Raw genomic sequence first — 24591 nt, 5'->3', positions numbered from 1 at the left:
CCCTTTGTTGTTGGGGTTGTTTCTCTTGCTGGAAATAGTGCCGACGCTCTCTAATATAAAACAAGTCGAGGAATTTATGACAGAGAAATTTGTTCAAACAGTATCTAGTGTTAATTATAATAAAGGTGTTTTTTCTCTTTATTTCGTAGGTCAAGATCAAACAAAAATGTCTAACGGTGTGATGGCTGATAATGATAATGATCTTGAGCTTAAACAAGTGGTTCATATGCCCGCTTCTGGCTTTATGTATATGGTATCAATGGTTAAGAATATGCTAGAAGATCCGCGTATGTCGGCAGAATTTGACAAGCTAGTTACTGCGGGTTTATTACCTGCGGGTGGAGCGGATGCTAATCAAGTAGAAGAACTAAAAACAGAAGAAAAATCTGCGCCAAAAAAGCGTGCTTCCCAAGCTAAAAAATAGCGGTATATCGGTGATATAAGGCATATGTCTATTACGCATCAACCAGCAAATCTTACCTTAGCGCAATTTCAAAAAATGATAGGTGGGGTGATGTTACTAAGTCAGTATTCTCCACTTCATCGTAGATACGTTGTTGCTGAATGGCAGCAGCGTATTATGCCTGCGCTTGAGCTAAACCAGTTTTGCTATTACGAAGATGAACAAGGTCGCCCAATTGCATTTTGTAATTGGGCGTTTTTGTCTGAGCAGAGCCGAGATGAATTGCTATCAGGGGATCGAGAAATTTCTTTATCCGACTGGCGATCCGGTCAGCATATTTATATTCCAGAGATGATTGCTCCATTCGGGCATGGGCGGGAGGTCGTAAATGACCTTCGACGCCGTGTATTCCTTCCGTGGCAGGGGCAGAAAGTCTGTACTGTCCGCGGCAAGGTTGATGCTCAAAATGATCGCTGTATCAGAAAAGTACAGTGGTTTTCTATTTAACCTAAATTAAGAGCTTTTTTATGGGAAAACCATTTTGGAGAAGTGTTGAATACTTCTTTACAGGGAACTATTCCGCCGATGATGGTAACAACAACATTGTTGCTATCGGTTTTGGCGGCGAAATACATGCTCGTGGAGGTGATGACCATGTCACTGTCGGTTCAATCGGGGCGACGGTTTATACGGGTCAAGGCAATGATACGGTAGTGGGTGGTGCGGCATATCTAAGAGTAGAAGACTCTGTTGGCAACCTAAATGTAAAAGGTGCTGCCGGGTATGTTGGTATCAATAAACGTGGAGATGGAAACGTTTCATTCGCTGGTGCTGCTGGCGGAGTTGTTATTGACCACCTAGGTAATCGCGGTGACGTAAATTATGGCGGTGCTGCTGCATATAACGGGATAACCCGCAAAGGCCTAAGTGGAAATGTGATATTTAGTGGCGCTGGCGGCTACAACAGTCTTTGGCATGAAACAAACCAAGGTAACTTATCTTTTACTGGTTCAGGGGCCGGCAACAAACTTGATCGAACTTGGTTCAATCAATACCAGGGCTCTCGCGGTAATGTGACATTTGATGGTGTTGGTGCAGCTAACAGTATTAGCTCGCGAGTGGAAACTGGCAATATTACCTTTCGAGGAGCTGGTGCCGATAACCATCTCGTTCGCAAAGGTAAAGTCGGTGATATCACTTTACTGGGAGCGGGTGCATCAAACCGCATTGAACGTACGCGACAATCGGATGATGTTTATGTTGAAACACGTGGCAACATTCGTTTTGAAGGTGTTGGTGGATACAACAGTATTTACTCTGATGTGGCACACGGTGATATTCATTTCTCTGGAACGGGTGCTTATAACGAAATCACTCGAAAAGGATCAGGTAATCACTTCAATGCACAAGGTGTTGAATATGCTAATGCTGATGAGGTCCTACTCACCACTGCGATGATGCATGGAACATCAATTGATAATGGCAATAAGTTCCATTCTGTTGAAGCGATAAAATCACAACAAGAACCGAATACCTATTTGTTTGCCATCGTTGATGGCGCCTATACCAAAATCAACAAAATTCGTCTCTATAACGACGCTGAAACTGGGGAACTCAAATATTTCTCTGAAGCGTGGTTTAAGAAAGGCAATCATTTAGAAAGCTTAGCCAGTTCAGACGTGTCTTATTCGGGTGGTTTTAAGTCTAATGCGATCAATGGAGGTTACACTCTTTCCGATCTTAAGCTTGAGCATCAACAAGCAGTAACGATTCATGCGGTTGAAAAAAACCTTACCGAATATGAGTGGGTCACTTATGCCAATGGTGCATTGATTGATGTCGAAGATGTCACTTTGTCAGATGCAAAAATGGGTGGTCACGCCATTTCTACAGATGGCACAACTGTTGATGTGAACGGTGTAAAGTCAAATAGAAAATCAAACACGTATGTGTATGCAAAAGTACTTGGTCCTTATACAAAAGTTGTCGAGGTTGAACTTGCGAATGATTCGGAAACGGGTGCATTAAAATACCAAGCTCGTTCTTGGTATAAAAAAGGCAATCACATCGATAATTTGGCTAATGAGGATATTTCGTCAAGAAATGGCTATCACTCAATGGGCATCGGTGGCTACTCTCTGAGTGATCTGCAGTACAGTGTGAATGCGATGAGAAGTACCAGCGAGATTGTTGCAGATATCGATGAGTATAGTGAACAAGCATTGATCACATCAGCGACCGATAGTGGTGAAAGTTCAGGGGATGTGCGCTTTACTGGTATGGGCGGTGGTAATGTTATCAAATCCAATGTTACACGCGGTAATGTTTACTTTAATGGCGGAGGCATTGCGAACGTTATCCTTCACAGCTCTAAGTTTGGTGATACCGAATTTATTGGTGGTGGTGCTGCTAACGTTATTGTTAAAAGTGGCGATGAAGGCGATCTAACGTTCCGTGGTGCTGGTTTAGCTAACGTGCTTGTTCATCAAAGTAAGCAAGGGGAAATGGATGTTTCCGCTAGTGGTGCAGCTAATGTGTTAATTCGTATCGGTGATGGAAAATACCTCGCGCACATGCTTGCTTATGGCAATATCTCTGTACACAAAGGTAACGGTGATAGTCGTGTAGCTATGCTTGGCGGCTACAATACGCATACTCAAATAGGATCGGGCAACGGTTTATGGTTAGCGGTTGGCGGCTTTAATGTCATGACTCAGGTTGGTAAGGGGGACATTGCTTCAGTGCTTGTTGGTGGCGCGAATGTCATGACTAAAGTGGGTGACGGTGACCTAACGGCGGGTATGCTTGGTGGTGCAAATATCATTACCCATATTAGCGGGAATAATGAGGCAACAAATACGATAGCAGTCGCACTTGGTGGTGCAAATATCTTGACCAAAAAAGGCAGAGGTAACGCACTTGCGGTCATGGGAGGAAGTGCTAACGTACTGACGCATATCGGCGATGGCTCGACAACTGGTGTTATGGTTGGTGGGGCGAACATTCTAACCAAGGTGGGCGATGGTGATACAACTGGCATTATGTTGGGTATTGGCAATGTACTGACTCATGTTGGTGATGGCCAAACACTTGGCGTAATGGGTGCTGTGGGTAACATCTTTACCAAGGTCGGCGACGGCACCTCAATAGCCGCTATGATCGGAGCAGGTAATATCTTCACTCACGTTGGTGAAGGGAATGCATGGGCACTAATGGGTGGTCTAGGCAATGTATTTACCAAAGTCGGTCATGGTGATGCTTTGGCGCTTATGGTCGCAGAAGCGAATGTCTTTACGCATATTGGTGACGGCACAACCGTTGCATTAATGGTAGCGAAAGGTAATATCGCGACCAAAGTGGGGAATGGCACCTCGATAGCCGCGATGGTAGGTAACGCAAATATATTCACTCAGGTGGGCAATGGCAGCACATTTTCCGCAATGCTTGGTCAAGCTAATATCATGACGAAAGTGGGTGATGGCCTCACTGCTGCGTTAATGATCGGTAAAGCGAATATCTATACTCACGTAGGTGACGGCACAAGCTTAGGCTTATTTGCTGGCGAGCTAAACGTAATGACCAAAGTTGGCAATGGAACAACGCTGGCCGCAATGTTTGGTAAAGCAAACATTATGACTCACGTAGGAGACGGCCTTACTGGCGTGTTAGCCCTTGGTGAAGCGAATATCATAACTAAAGTCGGTGATGACTTTATGGGTGTTGTCGCAGCTGCGAAAGCAAACGTAGTGACCCATGTTGGTGATGCAACAACCGCAGCTGTGTTGGCGGGTAAAGGTAATATCTTAACCAAAGTTGGTGAAGGAACCACGGTTGGTTTACTGATATCAAAAGTGGGTAATGTCATGACCCATGTTGGTGATGGTACGACTATCGGTTTGGCCAAAGGTAAAGCCAACATCATCACGAAAGTGGGTGATGGATTAGGCGTTAATGCGGCCTGGGGGCAAGCGAATATCTTCACTCATGTCGGTGACGGTGATCGATACAATTTCGCGAAAGGTGAAGCGAACCTAATTACCAAAGTTGGTGATGGCCAAGAAGCCTCTGTGGTTCAAGGTAAGGCGAATGTCATTACTCACGTCGGTAATGGTGATGATTACACTGGAGCTTGGGGCAAAGCGAATATCATTACGAAAGTGGGTAATGGCCGTAATGTTGTTTTAGCGAAAGGTGAAGCGAACGTCGTTACTCAAGTGGGGGACGGAGATAGCTTCAACGCACTTTGGAGCAAGGGCAATATTGTCACTAAAGTCGGTGATGGTATGCAGGTCACGGCGGCGAAAGGTAAAGCCAACATTACGACAACCGTGGGTAATGGCCTGAGTGTAACAGCGGCCTATGGTGATGCGAATATCAACACCAAAATTGGTGACGGTATTTCAGTTAACGTTGCATGGGGCAAATATAACGTCAACACCAAAGTGGGTGACGGTCTAAATGTTGCGGTGATGAAAGGCAAAGCAAACGTGAATATTCACGTAGGTGATGGCTTAGGGATTAATGCTTCTTATGCCAGAAATAACGTTGCTATCAAAGTGGGTAACGGTGATTTCTATAGCCTAGCCGTCGCGTCAAGTAACACTAGCAGCAATAAGCTTTCTGCACTGTTTGATAATATTAAACAAACGCTTCTTGGAGTGGGTGGCAGCCAAGCGATTAATTACCTAGTTCAAGGTGATGAAGCTTCGTCATCAGGAATTCAGAAAGGGCGAGGTGCTATTTCAACGCCTGAAATCACGAAACTTGATGGTTTCGCTCTGGATGAAATCGAAGAAGTAGGTTCCGATCTAGGAGACGGGCTAAGTGGAAGCGTGACTAACGTTGAAACGCCTGATCTCAGCAGCATGGAAAATGAACTCAACATCGAAGAGTCTTTAGATCAAGCGCAAGCACCTAACCTGATCGTTAATGGCGATTTTGAACAAGGTGGCGACGGTTGGGAATCTACTCATGGCGTAGAAGCATCATATTCAAGTAGCGCTTATGGCGTAAGTGGCGAAGGCCATGGCTCACGTGTAACAGAGCTAGATACTTATACTAATACAAGTCTTTCTCAAGATTTAACGGATTTAGCGGAAGGTGAAGTCATTGCGGTTAGTTTTGATTTTGCAAAACGTGCTGGTCTTTCAAATAGCGAAGGCATAGAGGTTCTCTGGAACGGTGATGTTGTATTTTCAACCTCTGGTGATGAAGCTGCTTGGCAACAAAAAACACTGAAGTTGACTGCAAATTCTGGCAGTAACCGAATAGAATTCAAAGGCACAGGCCATAATGATGGGTTGGGCTATGTTTTAGATAATGTGGTGGCGAAATCTGAAACGTCACACCAAGCTAATGCTGTTGCCGATAATGCGGAACAAAATCAAGCTGCAAAGAATGCAATGTCTGACAAAGAACGAGCGGAAGCCGATCGCCAGCGTTTAGAGCAAGAAAAGCAGAAACAACTTGAAGCTGTATCGGGTTCTCAGGCTCAATTAGAATCAACCGATCAAGAAGCACTAGAGAGTAATGGTCAAGCGCAGCGCGATGCTGTGAAAGAAGAGTCTGAAGCGGTAACTAAAGACCTAACGGCAATGGCTCAAGGCCTTGATGTACTGGGCAATAAAGCTGAATACACGGGTGAATCTGGTGAGCATTGGCGTGATCGTTTTGCTGACGGTCTTCTAAAGGATGTTCAAACCCAATTAGACAATGCTAAAGAAGTGTCTGGCGAACAGATCACTGCTGCGAAAAAGACCCACGAAGATAATCAAAAGAATGTTAAAGATTCGGTGGCTAAATCAGAAGCAGGTGTTGCGAAAGGCGAAGATAATCGCTCTAGTGCAGAGCAAAATATTGCGGACGCTAAAGCCGATGCTGATGCGCGTAAAGCTGGCGCTACCACTAAAACCAATGAAGCTAAACAAGCTGAATTGAATGCAAGTGATGCCGCTAGAGACGCTGAAGATCGTGGTAATAGTGATGCAAGAAATGCTGAAAACAAAGCGAATCAAGCACAAGCAAACGCGAAAGGTTCTAAGCAAAACGAAAATGACCGCCCTTATCGTCAAGGTGCCTCAGGCAGTGGCTTATCCAATGAAAATCACTCTATTCAAAGTGAAGAGACAACAAGTAGCCATGTCGATACGATAAATCCACAGGATGCGGACGGTCGATTTAGTGAAGGATTAACCGATCAAGAGCAAGAAGCGCTAGACGGTGCGGTTCAAGCCGTAAATCGACTACAAATCAACGCAGGTATTCGTTCTAAAAATACCGGAAGCTCAATCACTTCTCTGTTCACTGAGGGCAATGTCGATAGCATCATTGTTGCAGATCGAACATCACAGGATGTAAACCGAAAAGATATTCGTATTTCAGGTGTTGGGCTAGAGGGGCTAGGTGAAGTTTCACATGGTACTTTCAAAAAACAGAGCGCTATTGATGGGATGTTACGTGAGGCCTTACCGTTCTACGCACTTCGTACTGAACGAAACTTATTGGTACAAGAAGGCGATGAAGGTTTTGAAGTGCGTGATTGGACGGATATGGATGAGAATAGTAATAGTAAGACTATTATTGTTGCTGACCCGGAAAGTGTAGATCAGCTAAAAACCATTGAACGATTCATTTTAGCGAATTTTGATAATTTTGAACAAATGCCAGATGAACTCTTTTTAGTCGATGACAAGGTGATCTCACACCAAGAAGGGTACACTCGAGTTCTTGCTCAAAAAGAAGATGGTGAGTGGAAGTACAGTGCAAAAACGGAACTTATGTCTGTGTCTGTTCTTCTGGATAAAGCCAGTGTTAGCGGTAAGATCCGTGGCGAAAGTTACCAAAAGGTGATTGATGCTCTGGCTGAGTATCACGCGAGCACTTTAGATCATGCTGATTATGAACTTGAGTCAGTAGAAAAACTGGTGAACTTGCAAAAACAGGCTGAAGGTTACGTATTAGGCCATCCAGATTCAGGTCGAGTTGAGGCCATTAACTCGTTGCTTAGTCAAGTAAATGCACGTGTAGATGAAGTCTCTGTTCTTGCTGTTTCTGAGCACATAGTTAAAGCCCAAGACAGTTTTAGTCATCTGTATGACCAGCTTGAAAATGCCAACTTGACATTAAGTAAACATCTGTATGTTGATAGTAATGGTGATCTGGTTACTAAAGGTAAAGAAAATCTAACGAACGTAAATAAGCTTGAAAGTGGCAGCTTGGCAATAGAGAAAGTGAAAGCGACTGTAAGTAAAGAGTATGGTCAAGCGGTTGCGGATGCAGTATTTACTGATTTTTCGCCTAATGAATTGGCTAAAAATGGTAAAGGCATTGATATCGCGGGATTAAACAATGTTCACCAAGCGATTGAGCAACATCTTTCCCCCGTTAGCGGCACTATGTTCATTTGGAAGCCCAGTAAACACAGCTCTCTTGGTCATGCTGCGTTGCAAATTGGCCAAGGAAGAACACAACTTGAAGGTCAATCTGCTGTTGATTCTAACGAGAAAAATTACGTTAGTTGGTGGCCTTTGGGAAGTAAGTCATCCAACATCAGCCGTCTCTTCGATATAGCAACAAATGCCCAACCGGATCTGAAACTCCGTTGGAGCGATTTGAGCCAACCAGCTCATCAAAATGGCACGCTTGAACATGATATGGCATCAGAAGAAAACGATGGGTTCGGCTTGGAAGATGGGGCTCTGAAACTGAAACGTTTTATCGAGAAACTCAAGGCTGCCAAAGGTATTGATGCGTCCTTTAAAGATGTGTCTGAAGCGTACGCAATGTCAGCATTGATGAATCCGGACATGTTGGAATCTGCAGGTATTCCTCCACATGTGTCTCAGGTTTTTGTTGAACAGTGGAATGACACCAGTTACGAAATGACGGACGTTGCGAACCGTTTTTCTGAAGAATTGAAGAAACAAGCGCAAGCAACCAGCGACCCCGCGATGATGGAAAAACGTATCGAAAATGTGATTCGCCAATTTGCGGAAAGATCACTGGAGCAGATTGAAACGTTCCAAATGAGCGAAGCGGATCAAGGTCGCGTATTCCGTATTAACCTAGAAGGTCTGGACTCTTCAGCGATGCAAGCAGAATGGCATCGCTTAAGTAACGATCCTGATGCTCGTTACCAGTTGCTAACAAAAAATTGCTCGAGTACCGTGGCGAAAGTGCTTAAAGCCGGTGGTGCCGATAAGTTAATTGGTCATACATGGCGACCTAAGTTTGGTGTTTGGACTCCAACCGAATTATTTAACTTTGGTCAAGCACTGCAAGAAGCGCAACTTGAAATTACGACTAAAAAGCAGAGTCGTAAAGAAACGGAAGAGCTTGATTTGCTATCTGGAAAAGATAAGCAGAGTGAAACAGTTGCAATCGAAAATGATAGTACGCCACCTAGAGACAAAGAGTCTCTAAGTCCGTTAACTCGTTTCCTAAACAATGAGTTGTTCGGAACTAAAGATGCTCGTCGTAAGGTTGGTGATATCACCCAAACATTGCTAGGGCTTGCTGTCGAAAAAGGCGAGTCTCAAAAAGTGACTCTGAAAGGTGAAGCCGGTCGTTTGTCTGGATACTTCCATAAGGGAGCGAAAGCACCAGAAGGCGAAGAGAGTACAGGAAACGGCAAAGTAGTGCTGTTCCTACACGGCTCTGGTTCATCCTCAGAAGAGCAAGCGAGTGCGATTCGCAGTCATTATCACAAGCAAAATATTGACATGTTAGCTGTTAACATGCGCGGTTATGGCGAAAGCGACGGTGGACCGAGTGAAAAAGGTCTCTATCAAGATGCTCGCACTATGTTCAAGTATCTCGTGAATGATAAGGGTATCGATCCAAGTAACATTATTATTCACGGCTATTCAATGGGCGGTCCAATTGCCGCCGATCTCGTGCGTTTTGCTGCACAAAATGGTCAAGCTGTCTCTGGCTTATTATTGGATAGACCTATGCCAAGCATGACCAAAGCGATCACTGCACATGAAGTGGTGAATCCGGCAGGAATTGTTGGATCTTTGTCTAAGGCGGTTAATGGCCAGTTCTCCGTAGAGAAAAACTTGAAAGGTTTACCGAAAGATACGCCGATCATGCTCTTAACGGATAATGAAGGTTTAGGCGGTGAAGGTGAGAAGCTTCGTGCCAAGTTAGCGGTATCTGGCTTTAACGTAACCGGTGAGCAAACCTTTTATGGACACGAGGCGAGTAATCGCTTAATGAGCCAATACGCTGAGCAAATCGTATCTGGTTTGTTTGACGCAGACCGGGTATCAGCTGATGCAAGCGAAGTACTAAAAGGCATCAAAAGCGACCTTTCTCGCTACGGTGAAGCACTAAAACCAGACACAACTGTGCCAGGTAAATCAAAGGATATTCGCACTACCAAAGATTTCTTGAATGGTTACAAAACTGACCATGCGAAAGATATTGTAGAAGGTTTCAGACCTGATATGAATATCAAGCAGTTAGTGGATTTATTGGTCAAAGGCGACTGGAGTGCAGAACAGAAAGGTGCACTTGCTTGGGAAGTCGAAAGCCGAGGTTTGAAGGCAACGTTCCAAGCTAAATCGGAGAAGCATAATCGCTTATTCCGTGACGTGGCGTCTTCAGGAATCACTGACGCTAAAGCCAGTGAACAACTTGCTCCTCAATTGTTGTTATTGAATTTATCAAACGATGGTTTTGGTGGCCGTTGTGATCCACTATCTAAGCTGATACTTGTCGCTAAACAGCTAGAAAGCGATGGTCAGGTTGGCGTGGCGAGAAAGCTGTTAGAAAAGATGTATTCAACAGCTGCAGTCTTAAGTAACCCTACGCTCTATTCGGAAACGGAGAGGGTAAATGCCAGTAAACTAATGAGTAGCCTTGCAGCGATCCATGCTAAAAACCCAATGCATGATACTTCTATGAAAGTATGGCAAGAGAAGCTTGAGGGTAAGAAAGCTTTAACGGTTACGGGTGTAATTGAAAAGGTCACAGACGTTTCAGTTGACAACAAACCTGTCTTATTAGAACTAGATGCACCTGGACACGCAATGGCAGCTTGGGCAAAAGGTGATGGAGAAAATCGTGTTTACGGTTTCTATGATCCGAATGCAGGTGTTGTAGAGTTTTCATCAAAAGACAAGTTTAGTACTTATTTAACTCGCTTCTTTGGTAAGTCTGATTTGGATATGGCTCAACGTTACAGACTACCAAAAAATGATGTTGGAGAAGCTATTTTCAACCGTGTTGTGGTGATGGACGGCAATACGTTAGCAACTTACAAGCCTACATTAGGTGACAAGACGACATTGCAGGGAATTTTTGATTTACCTGTTTTTGATACCGCGCCAATTAAGACGTCATCGGGTGAAACACCGAAAGATAAAGACGTTAATCGTTGGGAACGTATTGCAGTATCTCCTCAATCTGATGGGGGTGATACCCGCTTTGATGGCCAAATAATTGTTCAAATGGAGAATGATTCTTCGGTTGCTAAAGCAGCGGAAAATTTAGCAGGAAAACACCCTGATAGCAGCGTGGTTGTACAACTCGATTCAGACGGTAATTATCGTGTGGTTTACGGTGACCCGTCTACGTTATCTGGAAAATTACGTTGGCAATTGGTTGGACATGGTCGAGAGGGTTCTGAAAATAATAATACGCATTTAAGTGGCTACAGCGCCGATGAGTTAGCCGTGAAACTGGCCAAATTCAACCAAGAGTTTAGCGAAGCGGAAAATGTGAATACCAAACCTGAGCATATTAGTGTCGTGGGTTGTTCGTTAATCAGTGATGATAAACAGAAAGGCTTTGGAAGACTGTTTATTGAATCGATGGATGCGAACGGTATCCGCAGTGATGTTTCTGTACGCAGCTCAGATATTGCTGTTGACGTCACTGGTCGTAAACATACCCGTGATGAAAATGGTGATTGGGTACAGAAGGCTGAAAGTAATAAAGTCACACTTAGCTGGAATGAACAAGGTGAAGTGACGACAAAAGATGAGCGTATCAGGAATGGTATTGCAGAAGGAGACATCGATCTTTCTCGCGTAGGTACCAGCGACGTTGATGATACCGCTCGCGGTGCAATTGCTGAAAACAGTGATGTGTTTAATGCCCCAGAAAAACGTAAGAATGAGACTGAATCCTCTTCATCTGATAGCAGCAATAATAAGCTCAGCTACTCTGGCAATATTCAAGTTAATGTTGGTGATGGTGAGTTTACTGCGATTAACTGGGGTACTTCGAACGTTGGCATTAAAGTCGGTACAGGGGGCTTTAAGTCTCTAGCTTTTGGTGACAACAACGTGATGGTTCATGTTGGTGACGGGGAAAGTAAACACAGCTTTGATATTGGCGGGTATCAAGCTCTAGAAGGCGCACAGATGTTCATTGGTAATCGCAACGTGAGCTTCAATTTAGGGCAAAGCAACGATCTTATTGTGATGATGGATAAATCAATTCCTACGCCTCCTCTAGTTAATCCGTTTGATGGTGCCTCTCGAATCTCCGGTGTGTTAAAAAGCATAGCGAGTTCAGGTGAAGGTCAAGATTGGTTAGCCGCTCAAGAGCAGCAGTGGACATTATCGGGGGCTAAAAAGTTCGTTAAAGATATGTCTGGCTTAGATCAGAGTAGCACTGTTGATTACACAAGCTTGGTTGACTTGGATTCTCAAAATGAACGCAGTAGCCGCGGCTTGAAAAATGACGCTGAAGCGACGTTAAACAAGCAATACAACCAGTGGTTAGGCGGAAGTGATAACTCTGACTCAAGTAAAATGAGTCGTGCAGATAAGTTCCGTCAAGCGAATGAGAAGCTAGCGTTTAACTTTGCTGTTGGTGGCCAAGGTGCTGATATTCAAGTGACGACGGGTAACTGGAACTTTATGTTCGGTGATAATATCCAGTCGATTCTTGATACCAATTTGGGTTCGTTGTTTGGTCTTATGACTCAACAATTTTCCACAACGGGGCAAGCGAAAACAACGTTTACTTACAGCCCCGAAGATCTTCCTCGTCAGTTAAAAAACAAGCTTCTAGGCCAACTAGCCGGTGTAGGTGCAGATACGACGCTAGGTGATATCTTCGGTGTGGATTACACAGCTGCAGGGCATATTGTGTCTCGTACTGGCGAATTAGTAGATGGCGTCGCAATCCTAAAAGAAATGCTGGAAGTTGTTGGTGAATTTAGTGGCGATCAATTACAAGCCTTCGTTGACCCAGCTAAGTTGCTAGACAACCTAGAGTCGGGGGTTAATATGGGGGCTGATGGCATTAAGACGTTCGCAGAAACCCACGGCTTGAAAGAAAAAGCGACAGAAGAGGAAGAAGACCAGTCATCCGTTTCTGTTAACGGCACCAATGTCGGTGGAACTCAGGATAACGGTGATGGAATAACGTCAGATAGCCCTGCTACGCAAGATCGTGCGTTTGGATTTAACTCTTTAAATCTACCTAACTTGTTTGCGACTATTTTTAGCCAAAATAAGCAAACAGAGATGAAATCGTTGGTGGGTAACTTAAAAGAAAACCTGACGGCTGATCTACTGAATATGAAGGAGAAAACATTTGATTTTCTTCGTAATAGTGGTCATTTACAAGGCGATGGGGATATCAATGTATCCTTAGGAAATTACAATTTCAATTGGGGTGGTGATGGTAAAGATCTCGGCGCGTATTTAGGAGATAACAATAACTTCTGGGGTGGCCGAGGTGATGATGTCTACTATGCGACAGGAACATCTAATATATTCACCGGCGGTGAAGGCAATGATATGGGTGTGCTAATGGGACGTGAAAATATGATGTTCGGTGGCGAAGGCAATGATACTGCCGTCGTTGCTGGGCGAATCAATCACGTGTTCTTGGGCGCGGGTGATGATGAATCATTTGTCTTTGGAGAAGGTGGTGAGATTGATACTGGAACTGGCCGCGATTACGTAGTCACATCAGGTAATTATAACCGTGTTGATAGCGGGGACGATCAAGATTACTCAGTCACGATTGGTAATAACAATCAAGTTGAGTTAGGTGCTGGTAATGACTTTGCCAACGTCTTCGGCAATGACAACCGTATTAATGCAAGCATGGGTGACGATGTTATTAAACTAATGGGTTATCACGCAGTGTTGAACGGTGGTGAAGGGGACGATCATCTGATGGCTGCCGCGCTTTCTAAATTCAGCCAGTTTAATGGGGGTGAAGGACGAGACTTGATGGTATTAGGTGGATTCCAAAATACCTTCAAAGGTGGCACGGACGTAGATAGCTTTATTGTGAGTGGTGACGTCATTGACAATCTCGTTGAAGATATTCGCAGTGAAGACAATATTGTTTTTAATGGTATTGATTGGCAGAAATTGTGGCTTGAACGTAGTGGCTATGATCTAAAACTGTCTATCTTGCGTGACCCTGTGAGCGATACTGACCAAGCGAAGTTTGAACACATCGGTTCTGTAACCTTCAGTGATTACTTCAATGATAATCGTGCAGAAGTCGTTATCGCGATGGGCGAGCAAGATATTGAAGGTGAACGAGAATATACCTCGTTGTCTGGTAATGCGGTTGATGCACTGGTGCAAGCCATGAGTGGTTTTGAGCCTCAGGCTGGTGACAATGGTTTTATCGACAATCTCAATAGTAAATCTCGTGTAGCGATAACAACAGCATGGTCTGATGTATCTCAAGGGAAAAGAGCTTTTGCTTAACTAATTATCTAAAATTTCAACAATAATGTAAGCCGTCTTCTTTTTGAAGACGGCTTTTTTCATTTAAAGGGTTAGATATTGTTATTAGTAAAATCAATGCGGATTAGTGTGTCGGCTATTGCGATGATCTAGCACGGGATACATTGTGTAAATCGGTTTTATTAGAAATGAAAATAGCGGCTAGGGCGAACCTTAGCCGCTATTTTTTGTTTAGAATATGAATTGGTATAAGTAACCAGCACTTACCGCCATACCTAAAATGACAACTAAGAATGCGATAATCATTTGGTTTTTGAAGATAGATTTAAGTAAAATCACTTCGGTTAAACTTGCGCCAGCACTACCAATGATTAATGCCATTACTGCGCCTAAACTCATGCCTTTTGCAGCAAGTGCAGCACTTAGTGGAATTACCGCTTCAGCACGAATATAAAGTGGAATACCAATGACTGCCGCGACTGGGATTGCAAATGGGTTATTTTCACTTGCGATACGAGCAACGAATTCCGTTGGCATAAAGCCGTAGATCATAGAGCCAAGTGCGATACCACCAATCAAGTAAGGCAATACTTTTTTAAAATCAGTCCATGTGCTGTGCCAAATTTTGACCCATTTGCTTTGCGGCGCTTTTTTAGCGCCGCCACAGGTTGAACCGCAACTTTTTGGCTCTGGTGCTATATACGCAGTTTCTTTTACGTATTTTTCAAAGCCCAGTTTTTCTAATGCGTAGCCCGCAATGATTGAAACGCCCATCGCAATCGCAAAGTAGAACACGGTAACTTTAAGTCCGAATGTCACCGCAAACAGGCCAATAATAATTGGGTTTAGTAGCGGACTTGCAAACAAAAAGACCATCATTGTACCAAAACCGGCTTTCGCTCGTAATAGGCCTTTCAAGAAAGGAATGGTTGAGCATGAGCAGAATGGAGTAATCGCTCCTAATAAGCCTGCAACAATATAACCTCGACCATTTTTACCACTAAGAATGCTTTGGATCTTTGCAGGTGGAATGTATTCCTGTAAGACGCCAACAAGGTAGCTAATTAATAGGAACAGTACGGTTAATTCTGCCGCTAAGAAAGCGAACATATTTAGGGTGTCCATCACCATGTCTTGTGTAATTGTAAACATATTTTAAATCTCTATATTTCTGGAATAGTCGAAATATACTCTTGAGTATTAGCATGATCAAGTTATTTCTAGTATTATCGAAATATAAATTTAAAGAGGATCAAACTATGGACATCGAGATTGTCGCTAAAGCATTGAAAGAGCTAGGTCATCCTACACGTTTGGCTATTTATAAAAGTGTGGTGAGAGCAGGATACCAAGGTATTGCCGTTGGTGGGCTTCAAGATAAACTGGCTATTCCGGGCTCTACGTTGTCTCATCATGTGTCAGGTTTAGCGTCTGCGGGGCTAATTTCACAACGCCGTGAAGGTCGTACCCTTTTTTGTGTGGCTGAATATGAGAAACTGACGTCAGTGATTGGTTTCTTACAAGATGAATGTTGTTTTGATGAAGCGTGTGAAGAAGAGGAACAATAAAATGAATGTATATACGCAATTTGATAGTCCAATAGGCCTGATCACGGTCAATGGTAATGATGATGGTCTACTGGGTGTGTGGTATGAAAGTCACGCAAGAACACTTAGTGACTTTGGAGTGCAAGACGATGAGCATCCAATTTTGCAACTTACTGTTAGCCAATTAAAAGAATACTTTAATGGCGAACGTCGTGAGTTCTCGATCCCATTAGCGGCAAATGGCACAGAATTTCAAAACAAGGTATGGCAGGCATTAGCGACCATTCCTTATGGTGAAACCTGGTGTTATAAAGATCTCGCTATTGCAGTTGGTAACCCTAAAGCCTCTCAAGCGGTAGGCGGCGCTAATGGTAAAAATCCGATTTCAATTATCGTGCCTTGCCATCGTGTTATTGGTAAAAATGGCAGTTTAACGGGCTATGCGGGTGGCCTAGATATTAAAGACGCGCTATTGAAACTGGAAGGTGTACGTTAATTTTTTAGTCAGTTACACTGTCTTGTCTTTTTAAGTCAGTATTGGCTTAAAATTTTCATGGAAACGAAATAAAAGGGAGATGGATATGCACGCGATATTAAAAGTCATTAATAACTTGATTAATAAGCATTTTATGGCGATTAATATGTACACACTGATGTTTCTTCTTATCAGTTACGCACTATTAAGTTGGTTAGGGTTATCGTATGCAAATGAACCCCAGTTAACCGACAATTTATCCAGTTTTTTTTACTACATTGTCACGACAAGCAGTACCGTCGGTTATGGAGATTTAAGTCCAACAACGGATTATGGTCGTTTATTTTCAGCACTGTTTATTATTCCATGCGGTGTTGGTTTATTTGCGTTGTCAGTGGGACGTGCCGCGGTATTTTTTACCGATTTTTGGCGTACAAACAGAAGAGGGAGACGAAACTTGAACTTAGAAAATCACATTATCGTTATTGGAATAAACAGTGGGCGAACGCCTCACCTTGTTCAAATGTTAAGAAGAGAAGAGCAAGGCCGACGAGAAGTGGTGGTTGTCTCTTGTGAGTATGAAGAGTCTCCTTTTGATTCTGATATCCATTTTGTGCGCGTTAACTCGTTTACTGATGCGGTTGAAATGGAGCGTTCTAATTTATCAAAAGCCAGTGCGGTGATTGTCGATACGGATTTAGACGATGTGACATTAACGGTGAGCTTATTTGTTGCAGAGCAAAACAGCGAAGCACACTTAGTCGCGCATTTTGAAGACCCAATCAAACGAGATTTACTGCATAAATATTGCCCAAATTCAGAGTGTATTTCGTCACTATCGACAGAGTTAGTGGCGAAGTCTGTAATGGATAAAGGCTCAAGCTTTATTCATTCTGAGTTAGTGAGTGCGCATGAAGGTCAGACTCAATACTCAATTGAGATACCGAGCGAAATCACGCCATTTACGATTGAATCGGTGTATACGCCATTTAAGAAGCAGTATGAAGCCATCATTATTGCCATACAAACAAATAATGAAGGGTGCAAAATTAACCCAAGTTTGGAAACTATATTATCACCAGGCGATGTGATTTATTACATTGCTGATGAGCGTATTACGGATCTTAATTGGGATAAAATCACGAATTAATCATTATTTTTGGAAAGAAACGGTAAAGGTTGTTTGTGTATCGGCTGACTGCACCGTTATCTTTCCATTATGTGCATTTACAATCGAACGAACGATAGTTAATCCAAGCCCTGCGCCTGTGCTGCTTGAATGTCTTCGTGATTTATCGGCTCTGTAAAAGCGCTCAAAAATAAAAGGCAGATCCTTTTCTTGGATAGTGTCACCTGTGTTTGAAATTGATAATTGCACTTTATTTGGGCTGTCTTTGATATCAATTAAAATAGAACTGTTTGGTGCTGAATGACGAATTGCGTTTGATAAGAGATTATTAGCAATTCGTTGTATCATCGATTTATCCCCCCATAACACGCCCTTACCAGAAAGCCGAATAGTAACGTCGGACTCTTCAGAAATGATGCTGTAATATTCTACAATAGGTTCAAATAATGAGACTAAATCTAAGTGAACATTACTCTTTAATAGCAAATCATTTTCTGATTTAGCAAGATAAAGAGTATCGTTAATGGTTTTATTGATCCGTTCTAATTCTTCTAAATTAGACGATAAAATGTCTTGATATTCTTGTGTGGCTCTTGGGTGCGATAGCGTGACTTGAGTTTGTGTGACAATGTTCGATAATGGGGTTTTTAACTCATGGGCAATATCAGAAGAAAAGTCACTTAAGCGCTGAAACCCCAATTCTAATCGTTCAAGCATTTGGTTTTGCACCCTAGCAAACTCAATGAGCTCAGTGGGTAAACTCTCATCAGATAATCGGATATGCAATTTATTTGGTTGAACTTCTTTGATTCGATTTTGCAGTGACCTAAGCGGTTTAAATCCCATACTTACGATCAAAAAACTGTAAAGAAAAGACAATAAACTCGCGATGCTAATAGACCACATTAAAATAACTTTGAGTTTTTTATTAAATTGAATGTGATGATCAATATTAATGCCAATGAGAAGGCCAGTGTACTCATCATGTGCGTTTAGAGGATAATATAAGGTTCTAAATGTGTGGTTATTATACGTCCACTCGTTAAGGTCTTTTGATGGAGAAAATGCGTCATCATTTGCGATTACGTTGGTGTTTTGGGTTTGCTCTCCGTTATTTTTGGTTATCCATACATTAATGCCTCTGCTTTTTAATGATGCAAATATCTCGGTACTGGTAATCCCTTTGTTTTGCAGTAAGACGGAAATGGAAGTGCGGTTGGAGGTTAGTTGATTACGATCTTCTTCATAGAAATGGGATTGAACGAGATACTGAATGGCGATACCAAGACCAATAAACACAAACACCGAGGTGGAGAAAAACATGAGGGTGAGCTTTAATTTCATTGAAAGATAATGAGTTTTCATTGCATCACACCTCGTCCATTTTATAACCCATTCCTCGCACCGTGTGAATCAATGGCGTGTCGTAAGGTTTATCGATTTTTGCTCTGAGTCGCTTAACGGCAACGTCAATGACATTGGTGTCACTGTCGAAATTCATATCCCAAATGAGAGAAGCGATGGTGGTTCTTGATAGCACTTCTCCTTGCTTTCGCATGAACAATTCGAGTAATGAAAATTCTTTTGCTGTTAACGTAATATTATCGTGATTTCTTGTCGCAGTGTGTTTTAAAAGGTCGAGTTGTAAATCACACAAGACTAACTCGTTTACTTTTTGGGTGTGCGAGTTTGCAGTTTGAGATCTCAGTGCATTTTCAATACGAGCTTTTAATTCAGCAAAGGCAAAGGGCTTGATTAGGTAATCATTCGCGCCGAGTTCAAACCCTTTTACTCTGTCATCTACTTGATCTTTTGCCGTCAGCATAATAATAGGCGTGCTATTTTCGCAGTTTCTGAGCGTTTGCAAAATTTGCCACCCATTCAATTTTGGCAGCATGACATCTAAGATAATTAAATCGTATTGATATGTCGTTGCGTTATACAAACCATCAACGCCATCACGCGACAGATCAACAGTGTAACCGGACTCTGTTAATCCCTTTTTTAGATAATCTCCAGCTTTCGTTTCATCTTCTATTATAAGTAGTTTCATCACGTTACTTCTTTAAATATGGAGAACAATCAGTGGGTATCAATACAATATAGTTGTATATCTCTTATATGATATCTTTATTAATAAACAATAGGTCAAAAAAATTAACCATTAGTTAGAGATCGGTTCTAAGTAATGATAGTTCGCGTGTATTAATCCAGTGTATTGTATCTGTCCTTGCATATTCATGGTTTCTTTAACTGTAATATAGCTCTGGTTATCTAATTTGACGTTTTGTGAATCGACTTTTAATGTTTTCTGTAGTTCAGAAGGTGAACTGTTATCGAGTTTATTTAACTGAGTCAAAGCTTGGTTGTAGGCTGCTTGTTTAGTGGTTACTTGATCAGTATGAAGAATAGTGTGGCTTGCTTTATTAAGGTAGTGACCGCTAATAACTGCAGGGTTAGCCATCGCATTTGAGCTTGCAAGAATAATAACGGCGGATAGAGCAAGAGTTTTTAATGATTTCATGATGATTCCTTAATGAGTGGTTTTGTTTAAGTAGGTTCATAATAGCGGAGTGAAAGTGACATAACTGGGTCTGGTATATGACATTTTTGTCATGTTAGTTTTGGGGGAGTAGGCCGTGTTTTTATGACTGATATCATTAAGAAGATAGAAACTGTCGCCATTTGAAATTCTTTATTGCACTGAGGTAATGCTGAGATTAGAATGCGAACGATTTTCATTTTAATTGGTGAGTGAACGTGTCCCGTATTTTAGTGGTTGATGATGACATTGCGTTGTGCAATTTATTACAAGAAGTATTGCAAGAGGAAGGCTACGATGTTGATTGCGTACATCGTGGTGAAAGTGCATTAGAGTATATTCAAAACCATTCTGTTGAGCTTGTGTTGCTTGATGTGATGCTGCCTAAGCTTGATGGCTTTCAAGTGGCACGACGTATCTGCCAACGCTTTGCAACGCCGATTCTTATGCTAACGGCCTTAGGTGATGAAGCCTCTATGTTGGATGGCTTACAAGCCGGTGCGGATCATTTTATTGCTAAACCATTTAATGTACCTGAATTATTAGCGCGTATTACGGCTATCTTGCGCCGAGTTGGGTTAGAGCGTCAGCGTCAAAGTTATGTGGGGGCAATTGAAGATCTCTCTGAGCAGTTCTCGCGTTTGCCATTAACTGAAACAGAATCAGAGTTACTGCAATATTTGATTAAAAATACCGATGTTGTCGTGTCGAAGGCTGATTTACAAACGAATATCTTAAAGAAAGAGCTGTGTCCGTTTGATCGCAATTTAGATATGCACATCAGTAATATTCGTCGTAAATTATTGAAATCTGGCTTATCTAAACAACACATTAAAACAGTTCGTGGCCGTGGTTATAGCTTTATAAAAATGGTTAATGGGTAGGAGATAATAATGACTTTGCGTTGGTTTCAATCTTGTCCTTCTTTTATTCGTAAGCACCGCAATGGGCTCGCGTTTCGTTTATTCAGCTCATTCGCCATCATTCTTGTTGTGATACTTTCACTGCAAAGTTTGGCTGAAATTGCCTTAATGAAATCGATGTTACGAATTCCATCTTCTATTCAAGAAAAAATGTTGGATTTAGCCTATCAAGCCAATGTTCTCATTGATGAAGGGGACATGGATGAACTGGCTGATTGGGCAAACGCACAAGAATATTATCTATTTGTATTAGATAAAAATAACCGACCAATTACACACAGAGACATGCATCCTCATTTTGAGTTCAAGTTGAAATATTTACGTCCACTCAATACGCAGCTTGATAATAAAGTGAATCAACCGATCATTGGAATACCATTGAACGATGGGTTGACGATTGTGATGCAAATGCCTTACAAGTATCACCCTGCTCGTTATTTCTCCCTGTATTTTAGTATTATAAAAATCATCATCTCTGGCCTTATTTTAGGCTTATTCTCGTGGGTTATTGCTCGTTATTTGCAAAAGCCATTAGATAAATTAAGAGAGGTGAGCCATCGACTTTCTGAAGGTGATTTTACGATTAAAGTGGCGGATGAAATTGGCCATTCAGTGCGCGAGTTTAGTGAGTTGGCACATGACTTTGATAATATGACAGGGGAAATACACTCTCTTGCTGAAAAGCAAAAGAGGTTGATAAGAGATGTCTCTCATGAATTACGAACCCCACTGGCTAGACATAACTTAGCTCTGCATTTATTAAGAAAGAGAACAGATAACGAGCATGTGCATTTGCTTGATCGTTTAGAAAATGAATCGGTAGAAATGAATAATTTGGTTGGTGAGATTTTAGAGTTTAGCCAATTAGAGAACGCGCGGTATTCTACAAAATTAGAATCACTGATTTTAGACAGTTATTGTGAAGCTCAAATTACGCAATTACGTTCAGATTTAAAATCAAATCAAACCTTAGAAACACGATTCTCCCTTGGGACAGACGTTGTGATGGTTGATCGTCGCCTTTTAGCTCGATGTGTAAATAACCTCATTAGCAACGCCATTAAATACGCGGGAGATAACGCGACCATTCGGTTATTGATCACCCGTTATCAAGAGAATGAACTGCATTATATTGCGGTTATTGTTGAAGATGATGGGCTTGGTATTCCTGACCATCAACTGAAAGATATTTTTGCGCCATTTGCTCGTTTAGAGTCAGCCAGAGATAAGCAATCAGGGGGCTATGGTTTAGGACTGGCTATCGTAAAAGAAGCAATGTCAGTGATGAGAGGAAAGGTCGTCGCAGAAAATCGTAAAGAAGGTGGGTTAAGGATCTCGTTGTTATTTCCGCTTTAGTTGCCATCTAAGCTATTAACACCGCTTATAAAAAAACCGAGTACATAAATGCACTCGGTTTAGATTGAACAGAATGTATTAAAGACTATTATCCATTTTTAGGGGGAGTAAACGCCGTTAATGTTGGAGCAACGCCTGTGAATTTTTCAATTTTCACAACACCAGAATTACCACAGTTCCCATTGGCTAAACGAGACGTAGGAATATCCATTGTCAGTACATTTGGTCCACCATTCTTACACATGCCCGTCTTAGGATCTAAATCAGGCCACGCACCTTCGTGGATACAGACGCTGCCTTTTTTGATTCCATCAGAAACATGTGCGCCAACCAGAACTTGACCACGTTGGTTGTAAGCGCGAACTAAATCACCATCTTTAATACCGCGAGCTTTTGCATCTTCTGGGTGGATCGTAATCGGTTCACGATTTTGCACAGCATATTCTTCACGAAGATCCGCGTAGTTAAATTGGCTGTGTAAACGGTGAGCTGAGTGGGACGTCATTAACTGCAACTCACCATCAGTGTAATTAAACATCCACTCTGTTGGTTCTATCCACATTGGGTGTGGAGGGCAATCATCCAGTTTGTAACCTTCAATGGTTTTGGAGAAGATTTCAATTTTTCCACTTGGAGTACCCAATGGGTTCATGATTGGGTCTTGACGGAAATCACTAAAGCGGATGAACTCTGCGTTCTTCGCGTTCCACTTCATTTCAATAAGCTTGTTCGCTTCCCAGAATTTAGAGAAATTCATCATAGGTACGCGTGCGTTACGACCGCCTTTTTGTGCTGTTTTATAGAAATCACGAAGCCATTCCATCTCCGTTTTGTTTTCCATATACACATTTTTACCGCCAGGTTTAATGTACTCAGCAAGGTCGGCGAACACATCTAAATCACTACGAGCTTCATGTTGAGGTTCAATCACTTGCTTCATAGGAACAAGGTGCTGATTAGAGTAATCGCCTGTCATTGTCAAGTCATTACGCTCAAATGAGGTCGTAATCGGTAGAACGATATCGGAATGCTTCGCCGCGGCAGTCCAATAAGGTTCAGAAATGACGATCATTTCAGGTTTTTGCCACGCTTTGATTAAACGGTTCGTGTCTTGGTGATGCGTAAAGTTTGCACCGCCCGCCCACCAGATCATTTTCAATTCAGGGTAGGTAAGTGTATGGCCGTTGTGCTGATATTCTGTGCCTGGTTTTTCTAAACATTCAACAATACGAGCAACAGGGAAAGCAGTAACAGAACCTTGAACGGCCCAATCGTTACCACCGGCAGAGCTCCCACCTAACGATGGGGACATCGCAGGTAATACACCCGCATCACGCGTTGGGTTACCGCCGTTTGAATAGTGGTAGGAATAACCAAAACCACCGCCAGGTAAACCAACTTGACCCAACATAGAAGCAAGAACTGTTAGCATCCAGTGACGTTGCTCACCATGTTGTTGACGTTGCATACCCCAACCAGCCATTAGCATGGTGCGGTTTTCTTTGAAGATCTTAGCCAGTAGTTCCATTTGTTTTGCCGGAACACCACAGATCGCTTCTGCCCATTGTGGGGTTTTCTCAATGCCGTCTTCTTTACCCATTAAGTACGCTTCAAATTGATCAAAACCAACCGTGTACTTAGCAAGGAATTCAGTATCGTGTTGTTCTGTTTTGATTAACTGGTAAGCAATACCCATCATCATCGCGACATCAGATTGCGGGTTAGGGGCAATCCATTGTGCTTTATCACCAAAGAACTCAGCCGTTTCTGAGCGCATCGGGTCAATAATAATGACTGTTTTTCCAGATTTTTTCAGTTGATGGAAGAACTCAAGTCCTTGTCCATCACTTGAAGACCACGCAATTTTAAGAGTGTTAAGTGGGTTTAAACCCCATAGAACAACCACATCACTGCTTTCTAAAATAACAGGGTAAGTCGTTTGTTGTTCATACACTTCAATAGAACCAACCACGTGCGGCATAATTACTTGAGCAGCACCTGTTGAATAATCACCTAAGTGACCAGCGTAACCACCGGACATGCTCATGTAGCGTTGAAGTAAAGTCTGAGCTTTATGCAATACACCACTTGATCGCCAACCATAAGAACCTGCGAAGATCGATTCTGGGCCATACGCGTTACGAATTCGTGTATGTTGCTCATGGATCAGTTGATACGCTTGTTCCCACGATACTTGAACAAATTCGTCACTGCCGCGAACCCCTTGAGGGTTACTTGGGTTTTCTAGATACCCTTTACGAACCATTGGGTATTTTACACGTGCTTTAGTGTGAACCTGAGAAGGTCCTGTTTGTTGCAAGCTGTTTGGTACGGTTTGAGCTAACCCACTTTTTGTCGCGATAAGCTGACCATCTTTGACTTCACAAAGTAATGGTCCCATACGACTTGAGGTTAGAATTAATGCATCTGTACGACCAAGCGTAGAGGCGTTCACAGATAACGGAGCGATAGACGTGATCGCTAATGCACCCGCTGATGCACCTGCGCCTTTTAAAAAGCCGCGACGAGTAATAGTAGTCATA

At 42.4% G+C, this 24591-nt stretch carries 13 protein-coding genes; 8 read left to right on the top strand and 5 right to left on the bottom strand.

Annotated features, from left to right (window positions below):
- The first annotated feature begins 76 nt into the window (after window positions 1-76).
- From rtxH to rtxA, 3 genes are read left to right on the top strand one after another with little or no spacing between them, the layout of a single operon-like run.
- Window positions 77-424 carry a protein RtxH gene (gene rtxH / locus A6E04_RS02700; RefSeq protein ID WP_065609800.1) on the top strand — a complete coding sequence of 116 codons (348 nt, stop codon included), beginning with the start codon at window positions 77-79 and terminating at the stop codon, window positions 422-424.
- 24 nt (window positions 425-448) lie between these two features.
- A complete protein-coding gene (gene rtxC, locus A6E04_RS02695) occupies window positions 449-910 on the top strand; it encodes an RTX toxin-activating lysine-acyltransferase RtxC (RefSeq protein WP_023602845.1) in 462 nt (153 codons plus the stop codon).
- Window positions 911-930: 20 nt separating this feature from the next.
- On the top strand, window positions 931-14097 hold the full coding sequence (gene rtxA / locus A6E04_RS21645) for an MARTX multifunctional-autoprocessing repeats-in-toxin holotoxin RtxA (RefSeq protein ID WP_065609798.1): 13167 nt from the start codon (window positions 931-933) through the stop codon (window positions 14095-14097).
- Window positions 14098-14307: 210 nt separating this feature from the next.
- Here the strand turns inward: rtxA and A6E04_RS02685 are convergent, their stop codons facing one another.
- Window positions 14308-15228, bottom strand: coding sequence for a permease (locus A6E04_RS02685; protein WP_023602847.1), 921 nt, complete (start codon window positions 15226-15228; stop codon window positions 14308-14310).
- 107 nt (window positions 15229-15335) lie between these two features.
- On the opposite strand from A6E04_RS02685, the gene A6E04_RS02680 reads away from it, so the two are divergent.
- The 3 genes from A6E04_RS02680 (at window position 15336) to A6E04_RS02670 (ending at window position 17248) form a co-directional block, all read left to right on the top strand.
- The gene (locus A6E04_RS02680) at window positions 15336-15644 is read left to right on the top strand and encodes an ArsR/SmtB family transcription factor (protein ID WP_017021630.1); all 309 of its coding nucleotides are present in this window, start codon (window positions 15336-15338) and stop codon (window positions 15642-15644) included.
- A 1-nt stretch (window position 15645) separates the two neighbouring features.
- Window positions 15646-16119, top strand: coding sequence for a methylated-DNA--[protein]-cysteine S-methyltransferase (locus A6E04_RS02675; RefSeq protein WP_065609797.1), 474 nt, complete (start codon window positions 15646-15648; stop codon window positions 16117-16119).
- Window positions 16120-16204: 85 nt separating this feature from the next.
- Window positions 16205-17248 carry an ion channel gene (locus A6E04_RS02670; protein ID WP_017021632.1) on the top strand — a complete coding sequence of 348 codons (1044 nt, stop codon included), beginning with the start codon at window positions 16205-16207 and terminating at the stop codon, window positions 17246-17248.
- A 3-nt stretch (window positions 17249-17251) separates the two neighbouring features.
- Here A6E04_RS02670 and A6E04_RS02665 read toward each other — a convergent pair whose 3' ends face one another.
- From A6E04_RS02665 to A6E04_RS02655, 3 genes are all read right to left on the bottom strand, one after another.
- On the bottom strand, window positions 17252-18592 hold the full coding sequence (locus A6E04_RS02665) for a heavy metal sensor histidine kinase (protein ID WP_017021633.1): 1341 nt from the start codon (window positions 18590-18592) through the stop codon (window positions 17252-17254).
- A gap of 4 nt (window positions 18593-18596) precedes the next feature.
- The gene (locus tag A6E04_RS02660; protein WP_012551588.1) at window positions 18597-19280 is read right to left on the bottom strand and encodes a heavy metal response regulator transcription factor; all 684 of its coding nucleotides are present in this window, start codon (window positions 19278-19280) and stop codon (window positions 18597-18599) included.
- Between the two features lie 111 nt (window positions 19281-19391).
- Complete coding sequence (locus A6E04_RS02655; protein ID WP_017021634.1) at window positions 19392-19751, bottom strand: DUF3316 domain-containing protein; 360 nt, start codon at window positions 19749-19751, stop codon at window positions 19392-19394.
- Between the two features lie 236 nt (window positions 19752-19987).
- Between A6E04_RS02655 and A6E04_RS02650 the strand changes: the two genes are divergently transcribed.
- Window positions 19988-20653, top strand: coding sequence for a response regulator transcription factor (locus tag A6E04_RS02650; RefSeq protein WP_065609793.1), 666 nt, complete (start codon window positions 19988-19990; stop codon window positions 20651-20653).
- Between the two features lie 9 nt (window positions 20654-20662).
- Window positions 20663-22048 (top strand): histidine kinase sensor domain-containing protein, encoded by a 1386-nt coding sequence (locus tag A6E04_RS02645; RefSeq protein WP_065609791.1) that lies wholly within the window; start codon window positions 20663-20665, stop codon window positions 22046-22048.
- An 88-nt stretch (window positions 22049-22136) separates the two neighbouring features.
- Here the strand turns inward: A6E04_RS02645 and A6E04_RS02640 are convergent, their stop codons facing one another.
- Window positions 22137-24590, bottom strand: coding sequence for a molybdopterin guanine dinucleotide-containing S/N-oxide reductase (locus A6E04_RS02640; RefSeq protein WP_017021637.1), 2454 nt, complete (start codon window positions 24588-24590; stop codon window positions 22137-22139).
- Window position 24591: the final 1 nt, after the last annotated feature.

Origin of the sequence: Aliivibrio logei (assembly GCF_001691055.1) — a bacterium.
In the GTDB taxonomy this organism is placed as follows: Bacteria; Pseudomonadota; Gammaproteobacteria; order Enterobacterales; family Vibrionaceae; genus Aliivibrio; species Aliivibrio salmonicida.
Note: the sequence above shows the minus strand (reverse complement) of the source record. Positions and strands in the feature narration are given on the sequence as shown.

Excerpts from the sequence above, each read along its gene's own strand:
- rtxH (WP_065609800.1), top strand. The coding sequence starts at position 77 with ATGACAGAGAAATTTGTTCAAACAGTATCTAGTGTTAATTATAATAAA.
- rtxC (WP_023602845.1), top strand. The coding sequence starts at position 449 with ATGTCTATTACGCATCAACCAGCAAATCTTACCTTAGCGCAATTTCAA.
- rtxA (WP_065609798.1), top strand. The coding sequence starts at position 931 with ATGGGAAAACCATTTTGGAGAAGTGTTGAATACTTCTTTACAGGGAAC.
- A6E04_RS02685 (WP_023602847.1), bottom strand. The coding sequence starts at position 15,228 with ATGTTTACAATTACACAAGACATGGTGATGGACACCCTAAATATGTTC.
- A6E04_RS02680 (WP_017021630.1), top strand. The coding sequence starts at position 15,336 with ATGGACATCGAGATTGTCGCTAAAGCATTGAAAGAGCTAGGTCATCCT.
- A6E04_RS02675 (WP_065609797.1), top strand. The coding sequence starts at position 15,646 with ATGAATGTATATACGCAATTTGATAGTCCAATAGGCCTGATCACGGTC.
- A6E04_RS02670 (WP_017021632.1), top strand. The coding sequence starts at position 16,205 with ATGCACGCGATATTAAAAGTCATTAATAACTTGATTAATAAGCATTTT.
- A6E04_RS02665 (WP_017021633.1), bottom strand. The coding sequence starts at position 18,592 with ATGAAAACTCATTATCTTTCAATGAAATTAAAGCTCACCCTCATGTTT.
- A6E04_RS02660 (WP_012551588.1), bottom strand. The coding sequence starts at position 19,280 with ATGAAACTACTTATAATAGAAGATGAAACGAAAGCTGGAGATTATCTA.
- A6E04_RS02655 (WP_017021634.1), bottom strand. The coding sequence starts at position 19,751 with ATGAAATCATTAAAAACTCTTGCTCTATCCGCCGTTATTATTCTTGCA.
- A6E04_RS02645 (WP_065609791.1), top strand. The coding sequence starts at position 20,663 with ATGACTTTGCGTTGGTTTCAATCTTGTCCTTCTTTTATTCGTAAGCAC.
- A6E04_RS02640 (WP_017021637.1), bottom strand. The coding sequence starts at position 24,590 with ATGACTACTATTACTCGTCGCGGCTTTTTAAAAGGCGCAGGTGCATCA.